Origin of the sequence: Streptomyces sp. CS113 (assembly GCF_002188365.1) — a bacterium.
Taxonomy (GTDB): Bacteria; Actinomycetota; Actinomycetes; order Streptomycetales; family Streptomycetaceae; genus Streptomyces; species Streptomyces tendae.
Genome location: NZ_KZ195574.1, coordinates 7,864,972 through 7,891,264, shown reverse-complemented (window position 1 = coordinate 7,891,264; position 26,293 = coordinate 7,864,972). Strand labels below are relative to the sequence as shown.

Annotated in this window: 18 protein-coding genes; 11 read left to right on the top strand and 7 right to left on the bottom strand. The window is 71.5% G+C overall.

Annotation, left to right across the window (positions count from 1 at the left end; translation table 11 throughout):
- Positions 1–377 precede the first annotated feature (377 nt).
- The gene (locus B9W62_RS35565; protein WP_306426478.1) at positions 378–1,271 is read left to right on the top strand and encodes an alpha/beta fold hydrolase; all 894 of its coding nucleotides are present in this window, start codon (positions 378–380) and stop codon (positions 1,269–1,271) included.
- A 110-nt stretch (positions 1,272–1,381) separates the two neighbouring features.
- On the opposite strand, the gene B9W62_RS35560 is transcribed toward B9W62_RS35565, so the two are convergent.
- Positions 1,382–5,146: a S8 family serine peptidase gene (locus B9W62_RS35560; protein WP_143665490.1), complete on the bottom strand. Its 3,765-nt coding sequence runs from the start codon at positions 5,144–5,146 to the stop codon at positions 1,382–1,384.
- A 129-nt stretch (positions 5,147–5,275) separates the two neighbouring features.
- Positions 5,276–6,259 (bottom strand): helix-turn-helix transcriptional regulator, encoded by a 984-nt coding sequence (locus B9W62_RS35555; protein WP_087811028.1) that lies wholly within the window; start codon positions 6,257–6,259, stop codon positions 5,276–5,278.
- A 271-nt stretch (positions 6,260–6,530) separates the two neighbouring features.
- On the opposite strand from B9W62_RS35555, the gene B9W62_RS35550 reads away from it, so the two are divergent.
- The 7 genes from B9W62_RS35550 (at position 6,531) to B9W62_RS35520 (ending at position 16,478) form a co-directional block, all read left to right on the top strand.
- On the top strand, positions 6,531–8,144 hold the full coding sequence (locus tag B9W62_RS35550; RefSeq protein WP_179235824.1) for a S8 family serine peptidase: 1,614 nt from the start codon (positions 6,531–6,533) through the stop codon (positions 8,142–8,144).
- Between the two features lie 12 nt (positions 8,145–8,156).
- A complete protein-coding gene (locus B9W62_RS35545; RefSeq protein ID WP_306426477.1) occupies positions 8,157–9,881 on the top strand; it encodes a carboxypeptidase regulatory-like domain-containing protein in 1,725 nt (574 codons plus the stop codon).
- 242 nt (positions 9,882–10,123) lie between these two features.
- Complete coding sequence (locus B9W62_RS35540; protein ID WP_256976691.1) at positions 10,124–10,942, top strand: tyrosine-type recombinase/integrase; 819 nt, start codon at positions 10,124–10,126, stop codon at positions 10,940–10,942.
- Between the two features lie 108 nt (positions 10,943–11,050).
- Complete coding sequence (locus tag B9W62_RS35535; RefSeq protein WP_143665489.1) at positions 11,051–13,597, top strand: serine/threonine-protein kinase; 2,547 nt, start codon at positions 11,051–11,053, stop codon at positions 13,595–13,597.
- A gap of 836 nt (positions 13,598–14,433) precedes the next feature.
- Positions 14,434–15,426 carry a dihydroxyacetone kinase subunit DhaK gene (gene dhaK, locus B9W62_RS35530; protein ID WP_087811023.1) on the top strand — a complete coding sequence of 331 codons (993 nt, stop codon included), beginning with the start codon at positions 14,434–14,436 and terminating at the stop codon, positions 15,424–15,426.
- Between the two features lie 49 nt (positions 15,427–15,475).
- Positions 15,476–16,075 (top strand): dihydroxyacetone kinase subunit DhaL, encoded by a 600-nt coding sequence (gene dhaL, locus B9W62_RS35525; RefSeq protein WP_087811022.1) that lies wholly within the window; start codon positions 15,476–15,478, stop codon positions 16,073–16,075.
- Positions 16,068–16,478, top strand: a complete 411-nt coding sequence (locus B9W62_RS35520) for a PTS-dependent dihydroxyacetone kinase phosphotransferase subunit DhaM (protein ID WP_179235823.1) — start codon at positions 16,068–16,070, stop codon at positions 16,476–16,478. The genes dhaL and B9W62_RS35520 overlap by 8 nt, the downstream gene beginning before the upstream one ends.
- Before the next feature lie 162 nt (positions 16,479–16,640).
- Here the strand turns inward: B9W62_RS35520 and B9W62_RS35515 are convergent, their stop codons facing one another.
- On the bottom strand, positions 16,641–17,495 hold the full coding sequence (locus tag B9W62_RS35515; RefSeq protein WP_179235822.1) for a glycoside hydrolase family 75 protein: 855 nt from the start codon (positions 17,493–17,495) through the stop codon (positions 16,641–16,643).
- 384 nt (positions 17,496–17,879) lie between these two features.
- Between B9W62_RS35515 and B9W62_RS35510 the strand changes: the two genes are divergently transcribed.
- Together B9W62_RS35510 and B9W62_RS35505 are read left to right on the top strand one after the other, a co-directional pair.
- The gene (locus B9W62_RS35510; protein ID WP_087811020.1) at positions 17,880–18,869 is read left to right on the top strand and encodes a fibronectin type III domain-containing protein; all 990 of its coding nucleotides are present in this window, start codon (positions 17,880–17,882) and stop codon (positions 18,867–18,869) included.
- A 172-nt stretch (positions 18,870–19,041) separates the two neighbouring features.
- Positions 19,042–19,599, top strand: a complete 558-nt coding sequence (locus tag B9W62_RS35505; RefSeq protein WP_179235821.1) for a hypothetical protein — start codon at positions 19,042–19,044, stop codon at positions 19,597–19,599.
- A gap of 19 nt (positions 19,600–19,618) precedes the next feature.
- Here B9W62_RS35505 and B9W62_RS35500 read toward each other — a convergent pair whose 3' ends face one another.
- The 4 genes from B9W62_RS35500 to B9W62_RS35485 form a co-directional block, all read right to left on the bottom strand.
- Positions 19,619–20,170 (bottom strand): PadR family transcriptional regulator, encoded by a 552-nt coding sequence (locus tag B9W62_RS35500; protein WP_087811018.1) that lies wholly within the window; start codon positions 20,168–20,170, stop codon positions 19,619–19,621.
- Between the two features lie 131 nt (positions 20,171–20,301).
- Positions 20,302–22,317, bottom strand: a complete 2,016-nt coding sequence (locus B9W62_RS35495) for an NADPH-dependent 2,4-dienoyl-CoA reductase (protein WP_087811017.1) — start codon at positions 22,315–22,317, stop codon at positions 20,302–20,304.
- A 124-nt stretch (positions 22,318–22,441) separates the two neighbouring features.
- On the bottom strand, positions 22,442–22,813 hold the full coding sequence (locus tag B9W62_RS35490) for a hypothetical protein (RefSeq protein ID WP_087811016.1): 372 nt from the start codon (positions 22,811–22,813) through the stop codon (positions 22,442–22,444).
- 114 nt (positions 22,814–22,927) lie between these two features.
- Positions 22,928–23,824: a hypothetical protein gene (locus B9W62_RS35485; RefSeq protein ID WP_087811015.1), complete on the bottom strand. Its 897-nt coding sequence runs from the start codon at positions 23,822–23,824 to the stop codon at positions 22,928–22,930.
- A gap of 363 nt (positions 23,825–24,187) precedes the next feature.
- Here B9W62_RS35485 and B9W62_RS35480 point away from each other — a divergent pair, with 363 nt between their 5' ends.
- On the top strand, positions 24,188–26,272 hold the full coding sequence (locus tag B9W62_RS35480; RefSeq protein ID WP_087811014.1) for a SpoIIE family protein phosphatase: 2,085 nt from the start codon (positions 24,188–24,190) through the stop codon (positions 26,270–26,272).
- The last annotated feature ends 21 nt before the right edge of the window (positions 26,273–26,293 follow it).

The window sequence follows — 26,293 nt, the reverse complement described above, 5'->3', positions numbered from 1 at the left end:
GGACCTGTCGGCCTCGCCAGGGACACGCCTATCGACTGGGGCCTGCCGACGGTCTGGCTCTCCTTGTCCGGGGCACCAGTCATGCTCCGGTGGGTCCTCTGAGCAGGCCGAGGGCTCGTGGGTGGGCGTTTGCCCCTGCTTCCCGATTGATGGAGGCATCGTGGAGGTTTGAGTCCGAGCCCAGCAAAGGCGCCCACGGTTCGGGCAGTAGGCAGCCAGCTCTTCACCCGATCGGCTCGGTCCGAGTGCCGTCGTCATGGGTGACACGGAGGGTCGAACCGATCGATCGTTGCCTCACAGGAAGAGTGCGCATGAATCACATACGGTCTGCTCGAAAGGCTCTCCCCCTCGCCTTCCTCCTACCCGCTTCGGCGCTGATGGCCGCCAGCCCGTCCGCAGCGTCTCAGAAGGGTGGCGACCTCCCACACAATTCGAAACCCACCGTCGTCCTGGTGCATGGCGCCTGGGCTGACGCGTCTGGTTGGGGCGAAGTCACCAAGAGCCTCCAGGCTCGGGGCTATCCCGTGGTCGCCACCGCGAACCCACTGCGTAGTCTCTCCGGTGATGCCGCCTACCTGGCTGCCCGGCTGAAGACGATCAAGGGTCCGGTCGTGCTTGTCGGGCACTCGTACGGTGGCGCAGTCATCACCAACGCCGCGGCCGGTAATCCGAACGTCAAGTCGCTCGTCTACATCGCCGGGTTCGCGCCGGACAAGGGTGAGTCCCTGGAGCAGATACTTGGACGGTATCCCGGCAGTCAGCTCACCGACGACCCCGAGGCGCCAGTTCCGACGTCTCTGGACGCTGTCCCGTACGGGAGCGGCAGCGGCGAGGTAGATCTGTACATCAAGCCGAACAAGTTCAGCAGCGTGTTCCTGAGCGATCGCCTCGAAGCAAGCGAAGCCAACGTTCTGGCCGCCTCGCAACGGCCCACTACCCCCGTGACCGTGGGGGAACCGAGCGGGCAGGCCGCGTGGAAGTCCGTTCCGTCGTGGTTCCTCGTCGCGACTGAGGACCGAACCATCGGAACCGACAATCTCCGGTTCATGGCCGAACGAGCTGGCTCGACCACCGTCGAGGTCGACGCCCCACACGCTGTCCTCGAGACAAATCCGGAGGACGTCACTGGACTGATCCTGCAGGCTGCGGACGGCTCACGTCCTAGTCTTGCGAAGACCGGCTCGAGGGACCACACCGCGTGGCTCGCCGGCGCTGCAGTACTCATGACCGCAGGCGGCGTGCTCGTGACGGTGCGAGCACGCCGATCCTGAGACACGGCCGATCTCCTCTTCGGTGAGGGAAGCCTCGCGGCCAACTCCAGCGCTGACCGCGAGGCTGTGGTCGCCGGGGAGGGAGCTTGGTACCTACCCCCTCCCGCGGCTCAGTGGGCTATGCCCGCAGCCCTCACCACGGTCTGCGTGACGGTGTTGCCGCGGCTGTCACTGGCGTGTACCCGCAGCGTGACGTACCGCGCCGACTTCGGCGCGCCGAGTTCGACGCTCACCTTGCCGTTGCCCCGGCCGCTGACGCGGGCCGTGGTCCAGGTATCGCCGTCGTCGTAGGACACCTCCACCTTCCGCGTGTGCAGTGCGGCGCGCGGGCCGCCCGCGAGGTGCAGGGGTGTGACCAGCAGCGTGGCGTCCCGCTCCGCCCTGCCCGCCTCGTCTGTCGGAAGGGCGTAGTCCACCTGCACCAGCGGCAGTTGGGCCGTCCCACCGGCGCCGGGTGTGGCCGAGGCGAACGTCCACTCGGTGCGGGTGGCGGTCGAGTAGGGGAACTCGGCGGTGGCCTGACGGGACGCGGTGTGCACCAGTCGGTAGGTGCCCTTGGCGGCGGGTACGGTCGCGGTCACACCGGCGGAACCGGTGGCCAGCAGCTTGCCGTCGCGGTACAGCTCCGCCTGCTCAATGGGTTCGGGGCTGCCGAAACCCACGTAGTTGGCGTGATCGCCGCCGGAGTCGCCCCAGGCCGGGACGGCGACGTCGATTCGGTCGCCGGTGCGGGTGGGCGGCTGGATGCCGCTGTTGATGCGCGGCCGTGTCACGGGGCCGAACCAGTGCGCCTCGGTGGTCCGTCCCGCGGGGTAGCGGACCGGGTCGGAGGAGCTGAAGACGATCGGGTACAGCAGTGCGTCCTCGGACCATGCGAACGCGGAGCCGGTGGTGAGGTAGTCGGTCCGGTGGGTGCCTGCGGTGCTCAGGCGGCTGGTGGCGACGTTGTACGTCGTCCACGGGTGGATGTCGTAGCGGTTCTCGTACACCTCCCGGCCGTCGGGGTTGCGGTAGTGGGTCTCGACGCGGGCGAGCTGCCGTTCCTTCGGTGCGTAGGTCAGATCGGCGGGGATGGCACCCTTCCAGGTGCGGACCAGGTCGTACAGGTAGTCGGTGTCGGGGTGGGAGACGGCGCGCAGCGGCACGCTGCCCGACCCGCTCGCGTCGACGCGGGCGATCAGTTTCTCGCCCTCGGTGCGGGACAGGCCGGCGACCTCGATGGTCGACCTGATGATGGGCAGGCGCAGCCGCCCGTCGAGGTCGTGGACGAACAGCAGCAGCTTCACGCCCGCCGCCTGCGCGGCCCGGATCTTGCCGTCCGCGGTGTCCTCGTCGCCGGAGTCCCAGCGGACGACGGCGGCCTTGCCTGCGGCATCGACGCCCTCGTAGTCGTCCGCCAGACCGTCGCCGGGGTGGATGAGGTCCAGGTCGTAGGCGCCGTCGGGAAGTTTCGCCGAGCCGGGCAGTATCCAGAGGTCGTCGAACTCCTGCGCGCCGGCGGTCACCGTCAGCAGCGGCTGCTGGTTGCGCCAGCGGGCCGTCAGGTACTGCTCGCCGTATCCGGCCGACGCCGTCGGGGCCGTCCACATGCTGTCGTATCCGTCGCCGATCTGGGCGCTGTCGGTGACTGTGGAGCCGTCGTCGAACCGGCGGTGGTAGTCCAGGCGGCGGGCGAGGTTCTCCGTCTTCTTCGGAGTCACCGCGCTGATCTGCCGCAGCTTCCTGCCGTCGAACGTCAGGTCGGTGTCACCGGTGATGTCGACCTGCGGGAGGACCATGCGCGCATACCCGGCCGAGGACGCGCCGTGCGTGCCCTCGACGCGGAAGTCCGCGTAGACGGTGTAGCGGCCGGAGGGCAGGAGTTCGTCGGAGGCACCGTAACCGTAGAGGTAGGTGCCTGCGTACTCGTCGCCCTCGCGGAAGAAGGTGAGGACGCCGTCGGTGGGTTCGCCCGAACGGCCAGTGATGGTGGTGCGGACGTGAGCGAGGCGCTGGCGGGTGCTGACGCCGAGCAGGGTGCGGGTACGCACGGTACCGTCGGCGGTCGCGGTCAGCCGGCCGGTCCAGCGGCGAGCTTCGCCGGCCTTGTCGGCGTCGGTGCGGAGGGTGACGCTCGCCGTGCCGTGAGCCGGGATCTCCAGCCGGTCCTGGGCGAGGGTGAAGACGCCGGCGGGGACGCCGGGTGCGTCCACGGCCAGGTCGACGGTGACGGGCCGGTCGGCGGTGTTGGACCAGGTGACCGCGGACTCGACGGTGCCCTGGTCCGTGCTGGGGGACTGGATGCCCGCGTCCGCCTTGCCGGTGGCGGTGAGGGTCCCGGTGGCCGCCGCGGCGGCGTCGACGCGGCCGTTGCCGCCGTCGTCGGCGCTGATGTCGGGCGTCGCCTTCGCGGTACTGACCAGGGCGTCCTTAATGCGGCTGCCGGTCCAGTCGGGGTGCGCGGCGGCGACGAGGGCGGCCGCGCCGGCCACGTGCGGGGTCGCCATGGACGTACCGCTGAGAGTGACGTAGGAGCCGGAGCCCGCGTCGTCGTACTGGGACCTGGCGGCCAGGATGCCGACGCCCGGCGCGGTGATCTCCGGCTTGAGGGCGTCGTCGCCGTAGCGCGGGCCGCGGCTGGAGAAGTCGGCGATGGCGTCGGCGGAGTCGACCGCGCCGACGGTCAGGGCCGCGTCGGCGGTGCCCGGCGACCGCACGGTCTGGGCGTCGGGGCCGTCGTTGCCGGCCGCGATGGTGAACAGCGCGCCGGTCTCCTCGCTGAGCGCGTCCACGGCCCGGGCGAGCACGGTCTGGCCGTCGGCGTACTCGCTGCTGCCGAGGCTCATGCTGACTACCCGGGCGTCCGCGTCCCGTGCGGCCCATTCCATGCCGGCCACGATCCAGGAGTCGTAACCCGAGCCCGCGTCGCTGAGCACCTTTCCGACGTGCAGGTCGACACCGGGCGCGACGCCCTTCTCCTTGCCGTCGGAGGCGGCACCGCTGCCCGCGATGGTGGAGGCGACGTGCGTGCCGTGGCCGTTGCGGTCGGTGACGTCCTCGCCGGGGACGAAGCTGTCGCTGTCCTCGACGGCGTCCTTCAGATCGGGGTGGTCCGGGTCGTAGCCGGTGTCGAGGACGGCCACGTCGACGCCCTCGCCGGTGTTGCCGCCGGACCAGACGTCGGGGGCGCCGATGCGTGCGACCGAGTCGCTCAGCACAGCCTCGGCCCTGCCGTCGAGCCACACCTTGGCGACGCCGCCCTTGAAGGCCGGTGCCGCGTCCCGCGCGCTGCCCGCCGGGCCGGTCAGCGCCGACCACAGGGCGCCGGTGTCCTCGCGGTCGGTCGCCAGCGCGACGCCGTTGACGCTGGTGAGCGGGCGCACCCCGGTGATGTCACCCGGCATCGCCTCGGCCCGCCCGCGCAGGGTGGCCGCGCCGGCCTCCTGGCCGCCGTAGGTGACGATGAGCGGGAGCCGCCCGAGGCGGGCGTCGTCGTAGCCGTCCGCCACGAGCCGGGTCACGTTGAACAGCCGCTGGTCGAGGGCGCCGGCCGCGAGGTAGCTGCGGGCGGAGTCGGGATAGACGTAGGTGTCGCCGCCCACGGTCATCACCCGGGCGCCGACGGGCCGGCCGTCGGGGCCTTCCACGGTGATGGTGCCGGGGCCGTCGCCGGCGGCGGGAGTGATCGTGACTTTGTCGCCGGTCAGCAGGGTCACGACGGACTCGGCGGGCCCGGCTGCGGGATGGGCAACGATGTCAGAAGGTGCGGTGGCTGCCGCGCCGCTGGGGGACGAGGTGTCCGCGGAAGCGGTCAGGTGCGGGGTCGCCGCGGTGACCAGGAGGGTGGCCGCGAGCACGAGCAGGCGCCGCCGTCTTCCGGATGACTGGTGTGTCAACGGGATTCCCTTGACTCGGATGGTCCTTACAGGCCGACGGGAATGTAAGTCCTGCACCACGATCTTGGGAAGACCCGGCGGTGGCCGTAGCGAGCATGCAACTACGGCGCAACACAGCCGATTTGAGGATCAGATCCAGCCGCGACGGGTGGCCTCCATGGCCAACTGGAACCGCGTCTGCGCGCCGAAGCGCCGCAGCAGTTTGGTGATGTGCCGCTGCACGGTGCGTTCACTCCAGCCCAGGGCCCGGCCCGCCGACTTGTCGGTGGCTCCCGAGGCGAGCAGCGTCAGCAGCTTCTCCTCGTCCGGCGACAGCCGCTCGGCCGGGTCCGGGCCTGCGGGCGGCTTCGACGGCCGTATCTGCACACTCCGTTCCCACACCGCCTCGAACAGGGCGACCAGCGCGTCGAGCAGGGGTGAGGGGTGGATGACGTACGAGGCGGTCACGGTGTCGTCGCCAGGGCGCAACAGGGGAAGCATGGCGATGCGGTCGTCGGAAATGGCCAGCTTGGTCGGCAGCCCGGTGGCGATGCGGGCCTGCTCCCCCAGGCGTATCCCCGTCGTCACGTCCTCCAGCCATCCCGGCAGTTCAAGCACCGAACTGTCGTACAGAACGCGGTACTTGACGCCTCGGGCGAGGAGTTCCAACTCGACGGGGTTGGGTTCGGAGTGGCCGGCCGCGGCCGCGTAGGGCGGGCAGTCGAAGCCGCGTACCTGGGTGCGGGTGGCGCGCTGCATCTGCGTCCAGTTGCGGTTGACCTCCTCGCGGCCCGAGATGACCTCGACCAGTTCACCGGGGTGTGCGAACCGACTGCCCGCCCGGTACAGGGACATCAGGGCCGAGACATGGGAACGTACACCGTTCAACGCCCGTTCACGTTCGCGGAGTACGGCTTCCAGGGCGCTGTCGGGCGGTACGGCGACGTAGGTGATGGGCCGTCCGGGCACGGTCGAGGCGAGCCCGAGACCGACCAGTGACCGCAGGGCGCGGCCTGCCGCCGCGAGGGTGAGGTTGCAGTCGGCCGCGAGTTCCGCGGCCGTGGCCTGGGTCCTGCGGATCAGGGCGTCGTACACGGCTTCGTCGCGCTCGTCCAGGCCGATCGGTTCCAGCACGGTCCGCCACCTCGCTCCTGTCGTCGATACCTGTCATTTTCCTGCCGGCTGACGGGAAGTCGCCACCGGTTGATCTTGTCAGGAGTTCGCGACGGATGTCAGCGTTCGAAGAGCTACGTGATCGGCCCCAACCCCCCTGGCGCGGAATCCGCGTCGCAGAAGGAGTGCCCCCATGCCGCTCCCGGCCCGTCCGCCGCGCGGGCAACACCGGTACAGATCGCTGTTGTCCGTCCTCGGCATATGTGCCACCGCGCTGACCGCCGCTCCTGCGATGGCGCAGGACACCCCTTCCGGCCCGTCCGTCCCGGCGGCCGCCCGAGCGAAGATCGACCCCGCTGTGCTGAAGCGGATGGACGTCGCCGAAGCACGCGGTGACGGACGCGTCGAGGCGGCCGTCGTCCTGCGCCAAGGCGCCGCGAGCCCCGCACCGGGCGACAGCGCGGCCGAGGTCCGCCGTGAACTCACGCGTGACACCGAGACCGGCCAGGCCCCCGTCGTGGATCTCGTCGAGGCCCGGGGCGACCGGGTGCTCAACACGTTCTGGCTCAAGAACATGGTCCTGGTGAGCGCCTCGCCGGACACCCTGCGCGAACTGGCGGCGCTGGCCCCGGTCGAGCGGGTCATCCCCAACTTCACCCTGAAGGCGCCGCCCGGCGAGGCCGTGGACAAGAGTGCCGACGCCGTCGCCCGCGCCACCGCCCAGCAGACCACCTGGGGCCTGGCCAAGATCGGCGCCGACAAGGTGCACAGCGACCAGAAGATCACCGGCGAGGGTGTCCGGGTGGCCGTCCTCGACACCGGCATCGACGCCGCCCATCCCGACCTCGCGGGCAAGCTGGCCACTGCCGACCCCTCCGACCCCGCCCACCCCGGCGGCTGGATCGAGTTCGACGCCGACGGCAAGCCGGTGCCCGGATCGGTGCCGCACGACAGCAGCTACCACGGCACCCACGTGGCCGGCACCATCGCCGGCGGTGACACCTCCGGCACGCAGATCGGCACGGCGCCCGACGCCGAGCTGATGGGCGGACTGGTCATCCCCGGCGGCAACGGCAGCCTCGCGCAGGTCATCGCCGGCATGCAGTGGGCGATCGCCCCGTACGCCGCCGACGGCACCCCCGCCGGGGAGCCCGCGGACGTGGTCAGCATGTCGCTCGGCTCCGACGGCTACGCCGACGAACTCGTCGAGCCGGCCCGCAACATCCTGCGCGCCGGAATCTTCCCGTCCTTCGCGATCGGCAACGCGTGCCTCCAGGGCTCGGCGAGCCCCGGAAACGTCTACGAGTCGGTCTCCGTCGGCGCGACCGACGCCGACGACAACGTTGCCGACTTCTCCTGCGGTGAGGTCGTCAACAAGACCAACTGGAGTGCCCCGCCCGCCGAGTGGCCCGACACGTACGTCGTGCCCGACGTCTCCGCCCCCGGTGTCGACATCCTGTCGGCGCTCCCCGACGGCGGCTACGGCACGCTCGACGGCACCTCGATGGCCACACCGCACGTGTCCGGGACCGTCGCCCTCATGCTCCAGGCACAGCCGGACCTGACGGTCGACGAGGCGCTGTCCATCCTCACCGGCACCTCCCAGTCCGACGACCGGTATGGCGAGCGCCCCAACCCCCGCTACGGGTACGGCCGCATCGACGCCTACGCGGCGGTGCGCGAGGCGTCCCTGCGCAGCGGGGTGCGGGGCACGGTCACCGACGAACGCAGCGGGAAGCCGCTGGCGGGCGTCACGGTCGCGCGCACGGACACGGGCCGCGCGGTGACCACGGACGCGGCGGGCCGCTTCTCGATCCGGCTCGCGCCCGGCACCCACGACCTGGCGCTGTCCCGCTTCGGGTACGTGGACACCGTGACCCGGCAGCGAGTGCGCGCCGACCGCTAGACCGACGTCCGCCTGGAGCTGGCGCGGACCCGGTGGGGGACGGTCACTGGGACGGTGACGTACGAACCGACCGGCTCGACCGTGCCGGGGGCGACCGTCAGCGTGCTGGACGTTCCGGACGAGCTGACGGCGGTGACCGACCGGCACGGCCGCTACACCGTCCACGACGTGCCCGTCGGCGCCTACGAGGTCAGGGCGGTCGCACCCGGCATCTCCCGGTCCAGGCCGCTGGCCGTGACGGTGGACGGCCGCTCCGGTGCCCGGCACGCCGACCTGTCGCTGCCCCGTCCTTCTGCCACCGAGCGCGTTTCCCTCACGGACCGGGGCGACCAGGTCAACAGTGACGCGTGGTGGCCCGACGTGAGCAACGACGGTCAGATCGTCGCCTTCGCCAGTCCGGCCTCCAACCTCGTGGCCGGGGACACCAACGGCACGTTCGACATCTTCGTGACCGACCGGGGAAAGCAGACCACGCAGCGCGTGTCGGTGGCCTCGGACGGCACCCAGGGGGACGACTTCTCCCTGAGCCCGACGCTCAGCGCCGACGGCCGGTACGTCGGTTTCAACAGCGCCGCCACCGGCCTCGTGCCCGGGGACACCAACCGGCTGACCGACGCCTTCGTGCACGACCGGACGTCCGGTGTCACGGAGAGGGTGTCGGTGGCCTCGGACGGGACAGCGGGCAACGGCCTGTCGTCGGCCCCCTCGCTCAGCGCCGACGGCCGCTACGCCGTGTTCAACAGCGACGCCGACAACCTGGTGGCCGGCGACACCAACGGTGCCACCGACGTGTTCCTGCGCGACCGGCAGGCCGGCACGACCGTCCGCGTCTCCCGGGCGGCCGACGGCACACCGGCCGACGGCGGCTCCCGTGAGCAGTCGATCAGCGCCGACGGCCGGTACATGGCGTTCCAGAGCACGGCGGGCAATCTCGTACCGGGCGACACGGACGGCACCACCGACGTCTTCGTGTACGACCGCGTGGCGGACACCACGACCCTGGTAGACGGCCCCGACGGGTCGAACACCGGGCCGCGGATCAGCGATGACGGTGCAGTGGTCGCCTTCGACAACGGCTGGCAGCTCTACGTGCACGACTTGCGGACCGGGAAGAGCGAACAGGTCTCCGTCACCGGCGGCGGCGAACCGGCCGACGGGTGGGCCTACGCGCCCTCACTCAGCGCGGACGGCACCAAGGTCGCCTTCTACAGCGACGCGGCCAACCTCTCCCCCGGCGACGCGAACGGCAGGTCGGACGTGTTCGTGCGCGACCGGAAGGCCGGCACCACGACCCGGGTGTCGGGCGGCCTGGAGGACAGCGAGGCGGACGGCGCCTCCGACCTTCCCACCCTCAGCGGTGACGGCCGGTACGTCGTGTTCCAGAGCACCTCGTCCAACCTCGTCGGGGACGACACCAACCGTCACGCGGACGTCTTCGTCCACGACCTGGTCGCCGGCCCCGAGGCCCACTTCGCGCTGAGCGACCTGACGGTGACCCCGTCCCGGGCGCGCCCCGGCGCACCGGTGCGGGTGACGGCGCGGGTGAAGAACGTGGGCGAGGCGAAGGGCACCTATTCCGCCGTTCTGCTGGTGGCGGGCGAGACCGAGCAACGGCTGGCCGTGACGGTCCGCCCCGGTGAGGAGGCACGGGTACGGTTCACCGTGCGCCGCGAGACGGCCGGGTCCTACTCCGTCGGGATCGGCCCGCTGACGGGAGGCTTCGTCGTGCGGCACTGAGCGCCGCAGTCGCCCCGTGGGTCATTTGACGGATTCCCAGGCAACCGCGATCGACGACTCTTGCCGTGTCAGCAGCTGCCGCCCCCGACAACCGGTCGGGGGCGGCACCGCCAGGAACCGACAGGAGTAGTCATGAGCAACGATCAGAAGGTCGCGATCATCACCGGTGCGTCGCAGGGCATCGGCGCCGAGCTAACGTGCGGGAGTTGATGTCGCGGCCGCACCGTCGGGGTGCGAACGTGGTGGCGATCGACTCGGGGTCGGGACTGGCCAACGCCACCATCCAGCAGCGCCTGGTGCCGGTCCGCTTGTTCTACGACTTCCTCATGGAGGAGGGCCTGCGCGAGTCGAACCCGGTCGGCCGCGGACGCTACACCCCTGGGCGCCAGCAGGGCGGGCAGCAGCGCGGACTGGTGCCGCGGCTCACGAAGCTGCCATGGATCCCCAGCGAACAGCAGTGGTTGGGAGTCCTACAGGTCGCGCGAGAGGAGTCGGTCCGCAACCGGGTGATGCTGGCCCTAGCCTACGATGCCGCGCCGCGGCGAGAGGAACTGTGCTCGCTGCGTACCGACGACCTCGATCCGGCTCACCGGACGCTGCGGGTGCGGGCGGAGACGACGAAGAACCGGCTGGAGCGGGTGGTGCCGTACTCGGCGTCGACCGGCGTGCTGATGTCGGCCTACCTCGCCCACCGGGCCACAATCAGCCGGGCCAGGGGGCCGCTGTTCCTGTCGGAGTCCCGGCGCAACTGCGGACAACCGCTGACCCTGTGGACCTGGTCGAAGGTGGTCCGCAGGATCGCCCTGGCGGCCGGTGTCCCGCGGTTCTCGACCCACACCACCCGGCACCTGTGTCTGACCGATCTGGCCCGGATGGGCTGGGAGCTGCACGCGATCGCATCCTCCGCCGGCCACCGCAACACCGACTCCACGCTTCAGTACATCCATCTGTCCGGCCGGGACCTGGCCGAGAAGCTCGCCCGCGGCATGGAGCACATCCATGCGTGGCGAATAGAGGCGCTCACCTCCCTGAACGGCACGGCAACGGAAGCGGCACGGTGATCACATCTCGCCTGGCTCTGCCAGCTGAGAACGGGCCCGAACGCTGGTCCTGGCCGATCATCCCACTACGACACGGCTGTCGAGGTCCGACCCTCCGAGGCGGTGGCAGTGAGCGAACTCGGGGTGCGGAATCTGCGCCGGCTCAAGGACCACGATTCGTCCGCTGCCGGCTGGCGGGTGATCCAGCGTCTGATGGTCCCGCTGGAGGCGGTCAACGCCGCTCTGGACTCGCCACCTACCCCGCACCGTCGACGCGCGATGCTCGACGTGATCGCTTTGCTGCTGACGCGCTGCGCGGAGACTGGCCGAACCTTTTGGGGATGGACCTCGCAGGAGTGGATCCATCTGCTCGGCCGCAACCAGACCGAGTTCCACGAGCACGCCCCGGGCTGGGTCAACGACGAGGTCCGCCCCTATCTCGCCGCGCACGCATACCTGCTGGGCTCCTTCAACGAATTCCACCGGCTCGGCAGCTTCCAGCGACTCACACTGTCCTGGCGGGTCTTCGGACGCGGCCTGGTGACCAGCGAGATCGCCCGCATCCGCGCCGTCCTCGCTTCCTGGGGCTATCAACTGGGGCGGGACGACGACACGCTCCTGCCGATGGTCGTCTGCCAGCTGCTTCTCCTCAATCGGAGCCCGCACCTGGAGGATCTCGACACCTCGCTGTTCGAACGGGTCCGGCGCGAGAAGATGCTGGCCGGCTCCCAGCGCTACACCCTGCACGCCACACAGCGGGCGGTTGCCGAACTCGGATTCTGTGATCCTCCGCAGCCCATCACCGGCCGCCAGTCGCCACGGGCGACGGGCGGCGCGAAGACGTGGGAACAATGGGTCGATCGCTGGCACGCCACCTCTACGCTCACCCCCGGCGTCCGCGGCGCCATGCGCTCCGCCCTCCTCAGGGTGGGCCGGTGGATAGCCGCGGAACAGCCCGACACTGCTGACCCGACACTCTGGACGCGGCAGACCTGCGCGACCTGGATCGCCGCCGTGGACCGGATGAGGGTCGGCCACTACGTTCAGCGGACGGCCGGCCTGGGAGACCGTCTCGGCAAGCCGCTCGAAGCCGCGACCAAGGCCGCGCAGATCACCGCGCTGCGGACGCTTTTCAGGGACTGCCAGGAATGGGAGTGGCTGCCGCGTGGCTTCGACCCACTGCGCGCGCTGGCGATCCCTCGCAGCATCACGGCCCTCCTCGGCCCCGACCCGCGGGTGATCGCCGATGAGGTCTGGGCGAAGCTTCTGTGGGCGGGCTTGAACCTGGAAGCTGCAGATCTTCCGCAGTCCCAGGCCGGCCAGTTCTACCCCTTCGAACTGGTCCGAGCGGTCACACTGACCTGGTTGTTCTCCGGACAACGCAGCAACGAGATCGCCCGGTTGAGGGTGGGCTGCATCCGTTGGCAGCACGAGGGCAGCCCCATCACTGGTGACTCCCACCGAGCAGTACTGACCGTTGGGGAGCGACCGGTCAAGCAGGAGGAGCGAGTAGTGAATACTTCATCGCTGATCGGTGGGCGTTACAGGCGAAGGGGTGAGCCCACCAGTGGCGCTATGGGAGATGTGTGGATTGCCGAGGACACGAAACTGGACCGCATCGTGGCCATGAAGTTCCTCGCCCACCGCCGCCTCATGCAACAGGGTGCCCCCACGGATTTTGCCGAGTCGACCGCGAGAATGTTCCAGCGGGAAGCCCGTGCCATGGCTCGGATAAATAGTTCACGCGTCGCCCACCTCTACGACAGCGACGAACACGAGGGCGACGTCTACATCGTCATGGAGTATGTCGAGGGAGAATCGCTCGCCGAGCACCTCAGGACCGGGCCTAAGCTTCCGCTTGAGCGCACCGTGCGCTGGACACGCCAGATCTGCGAAGGCCTCGGCGCTGCACACGATGTCAAGGTCATCCATCGCGACATTAAACCCGACAACATCATGATCACCCGCAAGGGAGACGTGAAGCTTGTCGACTTCGGGCTGGCCTATTTAGCCGGTATCACCCAGACGCACACCGTTGCTGGCACCCCCCTATATAAGGCACCCGAGCGGTGGCATGGCGATACCGGAAGCGAACGCAGCGACCTGTACTCCGTCGGCTGCGTCCTGTTCGAGATGCTGACGGGGCACCCGCCCTTCGGCAGCCCTCACGACGACCCGATGACCGTGGGCCGGATGCACCAGGACGATACACCGGCGTTTCCGAGCGACCACCGCCCTGGCATTCCCGCCCAGTTCGACAGCCTCGTCCGGATTCTCTTGGCGAAGGACCCAGCCGACCGTCCCAAGAACGCCCGCACGGCTGAACGTGCAGTGATCGAACTGTCGCATCTTTTGGACGCAACAGACGACACCGTCGAACGCTCCGAAGTACCCGACACGCCCGGCAGTAGCACCAGCCTCTCCCAGCACATCGAGGCACTGGACTTGCGTATCTTCGAACTGGAAATCCTTCACGACCGCGGCGATCAACCTCTGATCGAAGCGCGCACCGAACACGCGGAACTCACCGGCCAGTCAGGTGACACCCGCGGAGCAGCAGCCCTGTACGACCGACTCGCCCGTGACTGCCAGGAGTTGTTCGGCCCCTACGATGTTCGTACGCTAGACGCTTTCGAAGGTCTCGCCCGGTGGAACGGCGCAGTGCGAGCGAACTGAAGAGCAGGATGTGGATCTTGGCGCCGGGTTCGCCCTGGTGGAGCGAATTCGACCATACGACCTGCCCCCTTCGCTCTGCCGTGGTTTTCAAGGAGCCACATCGAGCGCCTAGCGATTCGATTTGCCGGAAAACATGGCTTCTGTGATAAGAAACGAAGCGGCAATGCGCTGGTTTCCTGATGAGAACTCCTGAAGTGATCGGCCGAAGCATGCAAGCTCAAGCCTTCGCTATCAGACCTGCGCCCCCGCGAGAGTGCTCCCGACGCAGCCACCCACGACGCCGGTCCGCCGAGTCGTGCGCTCCTGACCGCCTGTGAGATGCGGACGCGTGTGGGACCGGGCGCCTGACCGGCGGACGGCGGTGACGGCTCCACTCCACGCGCGGCATGAAGGGTGAAGGGTCTGCTGACGCCACCGCGTCGGCGTTTGCGCCCTCTCCCTCGTTGCGCGGCAAGGTCTCCGGAACAAGGATCGCGCGAGCATGTGCTCGATGAGGGCGAGCGGCAGCCGCTTGAGCCGGGAGCCGGCGCACGACAGATCCCGTGCTTTGGCCCATCTGCCAGATCGGTACTCCCTGGCCTCTACAGACCTCGTCTCGCGTGACCTTCGCGGTCGCAAGGTCGATACTGCCCCTGGAGGACTCACGCAGGTCTGCAGTCGGCTTGCTGCGAAGACCTGACGACACGTCACCAAAGTCAGCATTGAGTCAGCATCAGTACCGCCAGAACCCGCATACGACCGGCACGGACCGCCAAGATCACGAATCATCCACTCCTACTCTGACCAGCGAAGACACAGCCCAGAAGCCCATCTGCTAACCTGCCTAGGAGATACCCTTGAGGATGCTCATCAACGTCCCCGAGACCGTCGTCGCGGACGCGTTGCGCGGTATGGCGGCCGCTCATCCCGAGTTGACCGTGGACGTCGAGAACCGGGTGATCGTGCGGCGGGACGCACCCGTGGCCGGGCAGGTCGCCCTGGTGTCGGGCGGTGGTTCCGGGCACGAGCCGCTGCACGGCGGGTTCGTGGGGCCCGGGATGCTGTCGGCCGCCTGTCCGGGTGAGGTGTTCACCTCGCCGGTGCCGGACCAGATGGTGCGGGCGGCGGCGGCCGTGGACAGCGGGGCCGGGGTGCTCTTCGTCGTCAAGAACTACACCGGTGACGTGCTCAACTTCGACATGGCCGCCGAACTGGCCGAGGACGAGGGCATCCAGGTGGCGAAGGTGCTGGTCAACGATGACGTGGCGGTGACGGACAGTCTGTACACGGCCGGCCGCCGCGGCACGGGGGCGACGCTGTTCGTCGAGAAGATCGCCGGGGCGGCGGCGCGGGAGGGCCGGCCGCTGGAGCAGGTGGAGGCGATCGCCCGCCGGGTGAACGACAGCTCGCGCAGTTTCGGAGTGGCGCTCAGCGCGGTCACCACCCCGGCCAAGGGCAGCCCCACCTTCGACCTCCCCTCCGGTGAGCTGGAGCTGGGCATCGGCATCCACGGGGAGCCCGGCCGGGAGCGGCGGCCGATGATGACCTCGGGCGAGATCGCCGAGGCAGCGGTGGACGCCGTACTGACCGACCTCGGTCCGCGCAACCCCGTCCTGGTCCTGGTCAACGGCATGGGTGCCACGCCGCTCCTCGAGCTGTACGGCTTCAACGCCGAGGTGCAGCGCGTACTGGGCGAGCGGGGCGTCGCCGTCGCCCGCACCCTCGTCGGCAACTACGTCACCTCCCTCGACATGGCCGGCGCCTCGGTCACCCTGTGCGAGATCGACGAGGAGCTGCTGGGGCTGTGGGACGCGCCGGTCAGCACCCCGGGCCTGCGATGGGGCATGTGACGGCGGGTAGGGGAAGAATCGCGACGTACCTACCAGGCAAGGAGAACCTGTGCTCGACGCCGACTTCTTCCGCCGTTGGATGACGGCGGCCACCGCGCTGGTCGACCGCGAGGCGGAACGGCTCACCGCCCTCGACTCACCCATCGGCGACGCCGACCACGGCAGCAATCTCCAGCGCGGGTTCCGGGCCGTGGCCGCCACGCTGGAGAAGGAGGCGCCCGACACGCCCGGCGCCGTTCTGGTCCTCGCCGGCAAGCAGCTCATCTCCACGGTGGGCGGCGCCTCGGGGCCCCTGTACGGGACGCTGCTGCGCCGTACCGGCAAGGCGCTCGGGGACTCCGCGCAGGTGAGCGCGGAGCAGTTGGCCGAGGCGTTGCGGGCGGGCGTGGACGCCGTCCGGACGCTGGGCGGTGCCGCCCCGGGGGACAAGACGATGGTGGACGCCCTGGTGCCCGCCGTGGACGCCCTGGGCGACTCCTTCACCGCTGCCGGTACGGCGGCCGCCGAAGGGGCCGAGGCGACCGTTCCCCTACAGGCCCGCAAGGGCAGGGCGAGCTATCTGGGCGAGCGCAGCATCGGACACCAGGACCCGGGGGCGACCTCGGCCGCGCTGCTCTTCGAGGCGCTGAAGGAGACCGCCGGTGAGTGACGACAAGCTGGTGGGGATCGTGCTGGTGTCCCACAGCGCCGAGGTCGCCGCGTCGGTGGCGGAGCTGGCGAAGGCCCTGTCGGGCGGTGCCGGGGCGGTGGCCGTGGCACCGGCGGGCGGTACCGCGTCCGGGGAGTTCGGGACCAGTTCGGAACTGGTCGCGGCCGCCGCCGCGTCCGTGGACCGGGGTGCGGGCGTCGCCGTCCTCACCGACCTGGGCAGTGCGGTGCTCACCGTGAAGGCGCTGCTCGCCGAGGGCGACGAACTGCCGGAGAACACCCGTCTGGTGGACGCGCCCTTCGTCGAGGGCGCGGTGGCGGCGGTCGTCACGGCCTCGACGGGCGCCGACCTCGCGGCCGTGGAGGCGGCGGCCGCGGAGGCGTACTCCTACCGGAAGGTCTGACCGGGCGGTCGACGGGGCGCGATGGCGGGACGCGGTGGCTGGCGTGGTGGCGGGACGCGGTGGCGGGCCGGACGCGAGGCGGCCCTGCCCCGTCGGCTCAGTAGCCCGGCCTGCCCCGTCGCCGGCCGACTCAGCCGCCGGCCGGCTCAGTGCCCGGCCGGCTCAGTGCCCGGCCACGAACCGCCGCGCCAGCCGCTCCCCCGCCTTCTCGGCCGCGGCGGCGTCCTCGATGGGTTCGACCTCGCTGCCCTTGAAGACGATGTAGGTGACGTCGGAGGCCACGCCGCCGCCCGCGGGATCCGCCGGGATGTCGAGGGCGCGTGCGGCGGCGTAGGAGGCCTCGCCGATCAGGTCGCTCGGGCCGACGTCGCCGACGACCGCGTACCGTACCCGGTCCCCGTGGACGAGGGCCGCCAGCGATCCGCCGCGGACGTCGTCCTCGCGGTGGTCCCAGGTGTCGCTGGGTCCGGGCACGACGACATAGGGCAGGCGTTCGGCGTCCAGCGGGCGGCCGTCGGACTCCGTGAAGGCGGTGGCGGGGCTGAAGTGCGGGTCGGTGCGGGCATTGCACTTGTCCCCGGGCCGTCCGTCGCAGTCGACGTCCAGGTCGGCCTTCCAGTAGACGGCGTCCCGTGTGCCGCACACCGGGATGTCCGCCGGTGCTCCCGCGTCGCTGCGGTAGCGCCCGCGCGAGACCGGGTCGCAGTCGCGCACGCCGGCCAGTAGATCGGCGGCGCGGACGGGCTCCTCGTCGCCGCCCCGCTGCGGACGGGCCCCGGGCCGGGAGTCCGGCCCGACGTGCGAGGGGGGTGCGGACGGCCCGGCCGGAACGTGCGGAACGGGGCCGATACGGACTCGGGACCGGTCCGCGCGCAGGGCCCCGGCGCGGTCCGGGGCACCTGGCAGCAGGAGCCGCGCCGACGGGTCGGGACGCGGCGGGGGCGGAGCGTCGGGGAACGTCGTGGGGGCGAGCAGGGCGGCGCTGGCCGCGACCAGTGTCAGCGACTGGACACGCACGATGTGGCCTCTCCTCGGGGACATGGACGGACACTCGGCCCCATCTGTCCCCGAATCGCTCACGCGCCCACCTTTTGCAGGGCCAGACGGTGCACACCCGCCGCGCGCTCCGTGCCTCGGCGGGGTGCGACCGGGGGCGGGCGGGCGGAACCTGTTCCGGCTCCGGCCCGCCCGGCCGCCCGCGACGGCGCGGGATGGCGACGACAGCGGTCCACGCGCCATCGGCTGGAACTTCCCGGTGATGTCCGGGAGTTCGGCCGTGAGGTGACTCAGCATACGTAACCCTCCCGAGTGACCGTCACCCACGACCCTCTTGATGTGATCGCGTCACAGGCGTCATATTGGTCCGGACCTTTACGATCGGCGCCACCGGGAGGCAGAGCCGTGCGCGAGGTACCCGTCCTTCCCCTCCCGCGCCGATGCGCCCTGCTCTGCGGGGCGCTGCTCCTGCTCACGTCCTGCGGCTGGGGCTCGGCCCAGGACAGGGACGGGGACGGCGGAGGGCTGCCCGCGGTGCCCATGGGCGTCACTGCCGAGGCCGGCAGCGCGACGACCGTGCACGTGATGTGGAACGCGGTCGACGACGTGCGGACGTACGAGGTGTATCGCGGCGGCACCCTGGTGAAGGCGGTGCCGGCGGCCGAGCGGATGGTGGACGTCACCCGGCTGCGCCCGTCGACGTCGTACGTCTTCACCGTGCGGGCCCGGGACGCCGACGGGCGGCTCGGGCCGCGCAGCCGGGAGGTGCGGGCGACCACTCCGGCCGAGGTGGCCGACGACTCCGCTCCGACCCGCCCGGGGAACGTTCACGGCCGGGCGGCGGGCAGCCGGGCGGTCCAGCTCACCTGGTCGGCCGCGAAGGACGACCGCGGCGTGGTGTCGTACGACGTCTACCAGGGCGACGCGAAGGTGCACAGCGTCGGCGGCGGTCAGACGGCGGCCGTGGTGACGGGACTGCGCGCGGGCACCCGCTACGCGTTCACCGTGCGGGCGCGGGACGCCGCCGACAACGTCTCCCCCGCGGGCGCCGTCGTCCGGCTCACCACCCCCGGCACCGACGACGGGCACGCGACCGCTCCCACGCAGCTGCGCGCATCCTCCCACCGGGCCGACGGGGCCTACTATCTCGACCTGTCCTGGGTCCCGCCGCGCACCGGGACGCCGGTGACCGAGTACCAGATCCAGCTGGACGGCCGTGCGGCGACCTCGCTGGTCTACGGCGCCGACGCGCCGCGCGACCGCGCCGAGTACAGCTTCTACGCCGGGCGCGAGGCCGGGGTCACGCACCGGGTGCGAATCCGGGCGAGGCTGGCCGACGGGACCTGGGGCGGCTTCTCGGCGGAGCGGAAGGTGACCACGGGCGCGGGCCGGTGACCTGGCGCCCGGTCGGCCCCTGACCTGCCCGGGCGAACGCGTCACCTGGCCGGTCGCGCTCCGCATGCGGGGGCGGCCGGTGCCCTGTTGGCTGCCAGCGGGGGCACGGGTGATCCCGATCCCGGCGGCGCAAGGGATGTACCGCCGACCGTGCCGCCGGAGGGCAGTCCACATGCGCATCTCATCGCCACTTCTCCGCTCCGGCGCCACCGTGGCGGCCGCCGCCGTGCTGCCCGCCGCCCTGGCCGCCGGACCGGCCGCGGCGGGGCCGGGGATCTCCGTGAGCACCACCGGGACCACGGTGTCGGTCACAACCACGGCCTGTGCCCAGCTCAACGGCAGTTGGGGCACCGCCTCGCTGCTGACCAGCAGTCAGCGGGACTTCGCCCAGGGGCGTCAGGTGGCGCTGTCCGGCAGCGGTTCGAACCAGTCCGCGGCCTGGTCGGGAATCTCGCCGGGCACCTACACGGTGATCGTCATGTGCTCGAACAACAGCACCGCGGGCACCCAGACGGTGATCGTCTCCTCGGCCCCCTCCCCGTCGCCCTCGCCGAGCCGGTCCGCCACCCCGTCCCCGTCCGCGTCGCCGGGCGGTGTCATGGGCGGCCTCGGCGGTGCCGTCCAGGACTACGGCACCGCCACCCTGGCGGCGGGCGGCGCGCTGGTGGGAGCGGGGGTCATCGCCGCGGCCTGGTTCGTGCGCCGTCGCGCGAAGCCGTACCGGTTCTGAGCGGCGCCCGCGAAAGCCGTCAGGCCGGTTCGTCGCCGGGCAGTTCGGCGAACTGGGCCAGGGCGTGCCCGAGCCACTGGGTCCAGAACGTCTCCAGGTCGATGCCGGCCCGCAGCACCAGGTGCCGCAGCCGGTCCTCGGCGCTGTCCCGGCCGGGCGGGAAGTCCCGCTCCTCGATCTCCTCGTACTCGGCCAACTGCCGCTGGTGCAGCTCCAGATGGCGCCGCAGGTCCGCCTCGACACCGGCGGTGCCGACCACGGCGGCGGCGCGCAGCCGCAGCAGCATGGTGTCGCGCAGGGGCTTGGGGTCCTGCGGGGTCGCGGTCCAGCGGGAGAGTTCGGCGCGGCCGGCGGGCAGGACCTCGTAGGACTTCTTCTGCCCGCGGGCCGGCTGCTGGTCGGGCAGGGCGCGGATCAGGCCCTGTGTCTCCAGTTTTCCCAGCTCGCGGTAGATCTGCTGGTGCGTCGCCGACCAGAAGTAGCCGATCGACCTGTCGAACCGGCGGGTCAGCTCCAGCCCCGAGGACGGCTTTTCGACCAGGGCGGTGAGGATCGCGTGCGGGAGTGACATGGCCTCATCCTAGGGACGGCCCGCCCCGCCGCCCGGCCGTCGAGCGCCCACCGCCCGGTCTCCGTCCGCCCACCGCCCGGCCCCGTCCGCCCGCCGCCCGGTCTCCGTCCCCCGCCGCCCGCGCCGCTCCCCTACAGCGCCGCCGCCAGCTCGGTGCCCTGCTTGACGGCGCGCTTGGCGTCCAGTTCGGCGGCCACGTCGGCGCCGCCGATGAGGTGCGCGCTGCGCCCGGCGGCGATCAGGTCGTCGTAGAGGCCCCGGCTCGGCTCCTGGCCCGTGCACAGGACGACCGTGTCGACCTTCAGCACGGTGGACTCGTCGCCGACGGTGAGGTGCAGTCCGGCGTCGTCGATCCGGTCGTAGCGCACACCGGGGACCATGGTGACGCCGCGGTGCTTCAGTTCGGTGCGGTGGATCCAGCCGGTGGTCTTGCCGAGTCCGGCGCCGACCTTGGTGGTCTTGCGCTGGAGCAGGTGGACGGTGCGCGGCGGCGCGGGGCGTTCGGGCGCGGCGAGGCCGCCGGGCGCACGGTAGTCGGTGTCGACGCCCCAGAGGCGGAAGTACGTCTCCGGGTCCTCGTGGGCCTTGTCGCCGCCGTCGGTGAGGTACTCGGCGACGTCGAAGCCGATGCCGCCCGCGCCGAGGATCGCGACGCGCTCGCCGACGGGGGCGCCGTCGCGCAGGACGTCGAGGTAGCCGACGACGGACGGGTGGTCGACGCCGGGGATGTCGGGGGTGCGCGGGGTGACGCCGGTGGCGACGACGACCTCGTCGTGGCCGGTGAGGTCGTCCACGCCGACGCGGGTGTTCAGGCGCACGTCGACGCCGTGTTCCGCGAGCTGGGTACGGAAGTAGCGCAGCGTCTCGTCGAACTCCTGCTTGCCGGGGACCTTGCGGGCGACGTTGAGCTGCCCGCCGATCTCGCTCGCGGCGTCGTACAGGGTGACCTCGTGGCCGCGTTCGGCGGCGCTCACCGCGCAGGCGAGGCCGGCCGGTCCGGCGCCGACGACGGCCACGCGCTTGCGCCGCCGGGTCGGGGCCAGGACCAGCTCGGTCTCGTGGCAGGCGCGCGGGTTGACCAGGCAGGAGGTGATCTGGCCGCTGAACGTGTGGTCCAGGCAGGCCTGGTTGCAGCCGATGCAGGTGTTGATGGCCTCGGGACGGCCGGCGGCGGCCTTGGCGACGAAGTCGGGGTCGGCGAGCATCGGGCGGGCCATCGAGACCATGTCGGCGGTGCCCTCGGCGAGCAGCGCCTCGGCCACCTCGGGGGTGTTGATGCGGTTGGTGGTGACGAGCGGGACGGACACCTCGCCCATCAGCCGCTTGGTCACCCAGGTGTAGGCGCCGCGCGGCACGGAGGTGGCGATGGTGGGGATGCGGGCCTCGTGCCAGCCGATGCCGGTGTTGATGATCGTGGCTCCGGCGGCCTCGACGGCCTGGGCGAGGGTGATCACCTCGTCCAGGGTGGAGCCGCCGGGCACCAGGTCGAGCATGGACAGGCGGTAGACCACGATGAAGTCCTCGCCGACCGCCTCGCGCACCCGGCGGACGATCTCGACGGGGAAGCGCATCCGGTTCTCGTACGGGCCGCCCCAGCGGTCGGTGCGGTGGTTGGTGCGCGCGGCGATGAACTCGTTGATCAGGTAGCCCTCGGAGCCCATGATCTCGACGCCGTCGTATCCGGCCCCGCGGGCGAGGCGGGCGGTGCGCACGTAGTCGTCGATGGTGCGCTCGATCTCGGCGTCGGTCAGCTCGCGCGGCACGTGCGGGCTGATCGGGGCCTGGAGTGCGCTGGGGGCGACCAGGTCGGCGTGGTAGGCGTAGCGGCCGAAGTGCAGGATTTGCAGGGCGATGCGGCCGCCCTCGCGGTGCACGGCGTCGGTGACGACACGGTGCTGTTCCGCCTCCGCCCCGCAGGTGAGCTTGGCGCCGCCCTCGTACGGGCGGCCCTCGTCGTTGGGGGCGATGCCGCCGGTGACGATCAGGCCCACTCCGCCGCGGGCCCGGGCGGCGTAGAAGGCGGCCATGCGCTCGAACCCGCGCTCGGCCTCTTCCAGGCCCACGTGCATGGAGCCCATCAGGACCCGGTTGGGGAGCGTGGTGAAGCCCAGGTCGAGCGGGCTCAGCAGGTGCGGGTATCGGCTCATCGGGCCCTCCGTGCGCGGTGACGTGCCTCTGTTGTAGAGGACAGCCACCCCATTGTGCAACTAGTTGCACAATGGGGTGGCGCACACCTCACCGCACACCTCACCGCCCACGGAGGGACCCTGGTCAGCGACTCTCGAGCCGCACGTGCAGCTCGCGCTCCTGGTCCCCGGAGGCCTGGCTCAGGTCGTGCACGGTGAACAGGGAGTCCAGGGTGGTGCGGAGCCGCTCGATGGCCCAGTAGCCGCCCTGCGCGTCGGCCTCGACGGACGCCCCGAGCCGGGCGGGGCCGCACTCGCCTCCCTGCTCGTCGGCCACGTCGAAGGTGCCGAGCCACACGGTCGGGCGCACCTCGTCGTACTCCCGGGTCACGTCGCCCGTGTGCCGGTCGGAGGAGAAGCAGGCGCACAGGGTGTCGAACACGGTCCGGGCGTCCTCCTTGCTGCATCCGCTCAGCTCCACCGAGACGGACTCGGGATGCAGTCGCTCACCGTCCATCGTGATCGCTCCCTCTCGTGGTCGTGGCCGAAACCGCTCTCGCCGATACCACCAGAAAAGCACCACCGGAGGCCCGGCGCGAAGGGGGACCGGGGCCGGGGCCGGGCCGAGGGGTCAGCCCCGGGTGAACCGGTACGTCTTGCTGTCGGTGAGCACGCAGAAGCCGGGGGACACGACGATCACGCGCAGGGTGCCGGTGCGCCGGTCGTAGTCGATGCCCTCCGCCTCGAAGTCGCCGGAGCAGGCGCTGCGCAGGGGCAGCTGCCGCAGCGCGGTGACGTGTCCGGTGACGTCGGCGGTGCCGTTGGGCGCCGCCGACAGGTCGATCCGCAGCAGCGGCTTGGTGATGCCGAAGAGTGTGCCCTCCGGGTCGTCGGAGGAACACAGCAGCGTGGTGGCGTCCAGGAAGTCGCAACCCTGGACGTCGCGCACGGCGTGGTCCAGGTGGACGGTGGCCGCCTGCGGGAGGTTCGCCGACGGCGAGGTGGCGGGGTTGACGCCGGGGGTCGGGAAGACCAGCAGCCGGTTCATGGTGCCCCACTCGCCCGCCAGCATCCACTGGCCGTCCGGCGAGAGGGCGGACCACGAGTTGTTCAGCGCCTCGCCGGGGCTCAGCGTGTGCACGTACTCCGACCAGCTCCCGTCCGGCGCCTGTACGCGGAACATCTTCGTGTTCCCGTCGTCGCGCTGGTACGGCTCGACGTAGTGGCCGTCGTAGGAGGCGTCGGGGTCGCCGACGTGGTTCCAGCCTCGGGTGCTGAGGCCGAGCGGGATGGTGCCTATGCCGGTGTAGCGGTTGGGGCTGCCGGCCGGGACCTCCACCGAGGCCAGGCCCTGGCTCTCGGTCAGCGGGTCGGCGCGGTCGGAGCCCACCTCGGTCCAGGTGTCGGCGGCGCGGGCCGTGGGGGCCGGGGTGGCCGCCGTCGCCGGACCCGCGAGGCAGAGGGCGAGGGTGAGGACGGCGAGACCGGTCAGGGCGGCGTGACAACGTTGCCGGGCACGCAGGGGCATGGGGGCTCCTCGGTGGGGGTGGCCGGGCGGCGCGGGCGGGGGCGGGACACTCGGCGCACAGTCTGGACCCGTCCACCGAGTCATGTACAGACCAACTCCGGACGCGCTCGGTACGACGTCCCGGTCACGGTCCCGGTCACGGTCCCTGCCCTGGTCCCGGTCCCGGTCCCGCCGGGCAGGCTCCGCACGAAGGTCCGGGTCCCGCCCGCACCCGCCCCGTGCGGCGCTCCCCGGCCCGCGGGGAGATGCTGGGAGGAGACGGCGGAGCCCTGACGGACCGGCCTTCCGCGCGGTGGAACGCGGTAGAACAAGGGGATCGGCCTCGAAGGCGTGGCGCGTCGAACGGCGAAGGCGGGGCGTGGGATGAGTGCAGCGGGGTCTGCCGGGTTCGAGGGCGAGCCGTCGCCGCGCGGCCCGGTGCGGCCCAGTGGGCTGCTCGACCTGCTGAACGTGGCCTCGATCGTGCTGGACACCGAGGGCCGGATCGTCCTGTGGAGCCCGCAGGCCGAGGAGCTGTTCGGCTACGCGGCGCCGGAGGCGCTGGGGCAGTACGCCGCCCGCATCATGGTCCACGAACGCCATCTCGACCTGGTCGTGAAGCTGTTCGAGGACGTCATGAAGACCGGCCGGAGCTGGGCCGGCGCGTTCCCCGTGCGGCACCGGGACGGCAGCACCCGGCTGGTGGAGTTCCGCAACATGCGCCTGCTGGACGACCGCGGGGACGTCTACGCCCTCGGGCTCGCGGCCGACCAGTCGATGGTCCGCCGGCTGGAGCGGGACGTGGCCCTGTCCAGCCGGGTGATCATGCAGTCCCCGATCGGTCTGGCCGTCCTGGACACCGACTTGCGCTACGTCTCCGTCAACCCGGCCCTGGAGCGGCTCAACGGCATCCCCGCCGAGGAGCACCTCGGCCGGACGATCCGTGAGCTGCTGCCGCAGGTGGACGCCGATCCGCTGGAGGCGTCGGCACGGGAGGTGCTGGAGACCGGACGGCCGGTGGTCGACCTGCCCGCGACCGGACGGACCCCCGCCGACCCGGACGAGGACCACGCCTGGTCGGTGTCGCTGTACCGGCTGGAGGACGCCCTGGGTGCCGTGCTGGGCGTGGCCGTCTCGGTGGTGGACGTCACCGAGCAGTACCGGACGAGCGCCGAGGCGGAGGCCGCGCGGCGCCGGCTGGCCGCCGTGGCGGACGCCTCCGCCCGGATCGGCACCACGCTGCGCCTGGACCGCACCGCGTACGAACTGGCCGACGTGGCCGTGCCCGGACTCGCCGACGTCGCCGCCGTGGACCTGCTGGACGCCGTGGTCGAGGGCCGGCGCAGCACGCTGGGGCCGGCCGAACCGGCGGTGCTCAGGGCGCTGGCCGTGCGCGCCGCCGACGACGCCCGGGAAGCGCTGGGGGCGGCCGACCCGCCCGGCCGGGTCGCCCGGTACGGGCCGGACCGCCTGGTCACCGAGTGCATGCGCACCGGCCGGCCGGTGATGGTGGCCCGGGTGACGCGGGAGGACCTGGGGCGCGTCGCCCGTTCGCCGGAGGCGGCCGAGCTGCTGCGCCGGGCGGGCGTCCACTCGTACCTGGCCGTGCCGTTGATCGCGCGGGGCGAGGTGCTCGGCGCCCTGGACCTGAAACGGATCGCCAATCCCCTGCCGTTCGACGAGGACGACCTGCTGCTGGCCCGGGAGCTGGCCGCGCGGGCGGCGCTGCAAATCGACAACGCCCGCTGGTACCAGAACGCCCGCGACACGGCCCTCACCCTCCAGCGCAGCCTGCTGCCTAGCCATCCGCCGGTGACCGGCGGCCTCGAGGTCGCCTCCCGCTACCAGCCGGCCGGGGGCACGAGCGAGGTCGGCGGCGACTGGTTCGACGTGATCGAGCTGACGGGCGGCAGGACCGCGCTCGTGGTGGGCGACGTGATGGGCAGCGGCATCGCGGCGGCCGCCTCCATGGGGCGGCTGCGCACCGCGACGAACACCCTGGCCGCCCTCGAGCTGGATCCCGCGCAGCTGCTCGGGCATCTGGAGCGGACCACGGCGGGTCTCGACCAGGCCATCGCCACCTGCCTGTACGCCGTCCACGACCCGCACCGGCGACGGTGTCTGATCGCCAACGCGGGGCACCTGCCCCCGGTCCGTCTGCGGGCGGGCCGGCCGCCCGAGCTGCTCGACCTGCCCACCGGAGTGCCGCTCGGGGTGGGCGGCGTCGCCTTCTCCACCACCGAGGTCGGCCTGGAGCCGGGCGACCGGCTGGTCTTCTACACCGACGGCCTGGTCGAGACGCGCAGGCATCCGCTCGATCAGCGGCTGGACGCGCTCCTCGCGCTGCTGGAGGGCCCGGACCGCCCGCTGGAGGAGGTCTGCGACCTGCTGCTGCGCACCCTGCACGAGCCGGAGAACTCCGACGACGTGGCCCTGCTGATCGCCCGGGCCACACCGCCGGTGCGCTAACACCGGCGGTGGCGCGGGCGG

Excerpts from the sequence above, each read along its gene's own strand:
- B9W62_RS35505 (WP_179235821.1), top strand. The coding sequence starts at position 19,042 with ATGCGCATCTCATCGCCACTTCTCCGCTCCGGCGCCACCGTGGCGGCC.
- B9W62_RS35495 (WP_087811017.1), bottom strand. The coding sequence starts at position 22,317 with ATGAGCCGATACCCGCACCTGCTGAGCCCGCTCGACCTGGGCTTCACC.
- B9W62_RS35480 (WP_087811014.1), top strand. The coding sequence starts at position 24,188 with ATGAGTGCAGCGGGGTCTGCCGGGTTCGAGGGCGAGCCGTCGCCGCGC.
- B9W62_RS35485 (WP_087811015.1), bottom strand. The coding sequence starts at position 23,824 with ATGCCCCTGCGTGCCCGGCAACGTTGTCACGCCGCCCTGACCGGTCTC.
- B9W62_RS35550 (WP_179235824.1), top strand. The coding sequence starts at position 6,531 with ATGGCGCAGGACACCCCTTCCGGCCCGTCCGTCCCGGCGGCCGCCCGA.
- B9W62_RS35500 (WP_087811018.1), bottom strand. The coding sequence starts at position 20,170 with ATGTCACTCCCGCACGCGATCCTCACCGCCCTGGTCGAAAAGCCGTCC.
- B9W62_RS35565 (WP_306426478.1), top strand. The coding sequence starts at position 378 with ATGGCCGCCAGCCCGTCCGCAGCGTCTCAGAAGGGTGGCGACCTCCCA.
- B9W62_RS35490 (WP_087811016.1), bottom strand. The coding sequence starts at position 22,813 with ATGGACGGTGAGCGACTGCATCCCGAGTCCGTCTCGGTGGAGCTGAGC.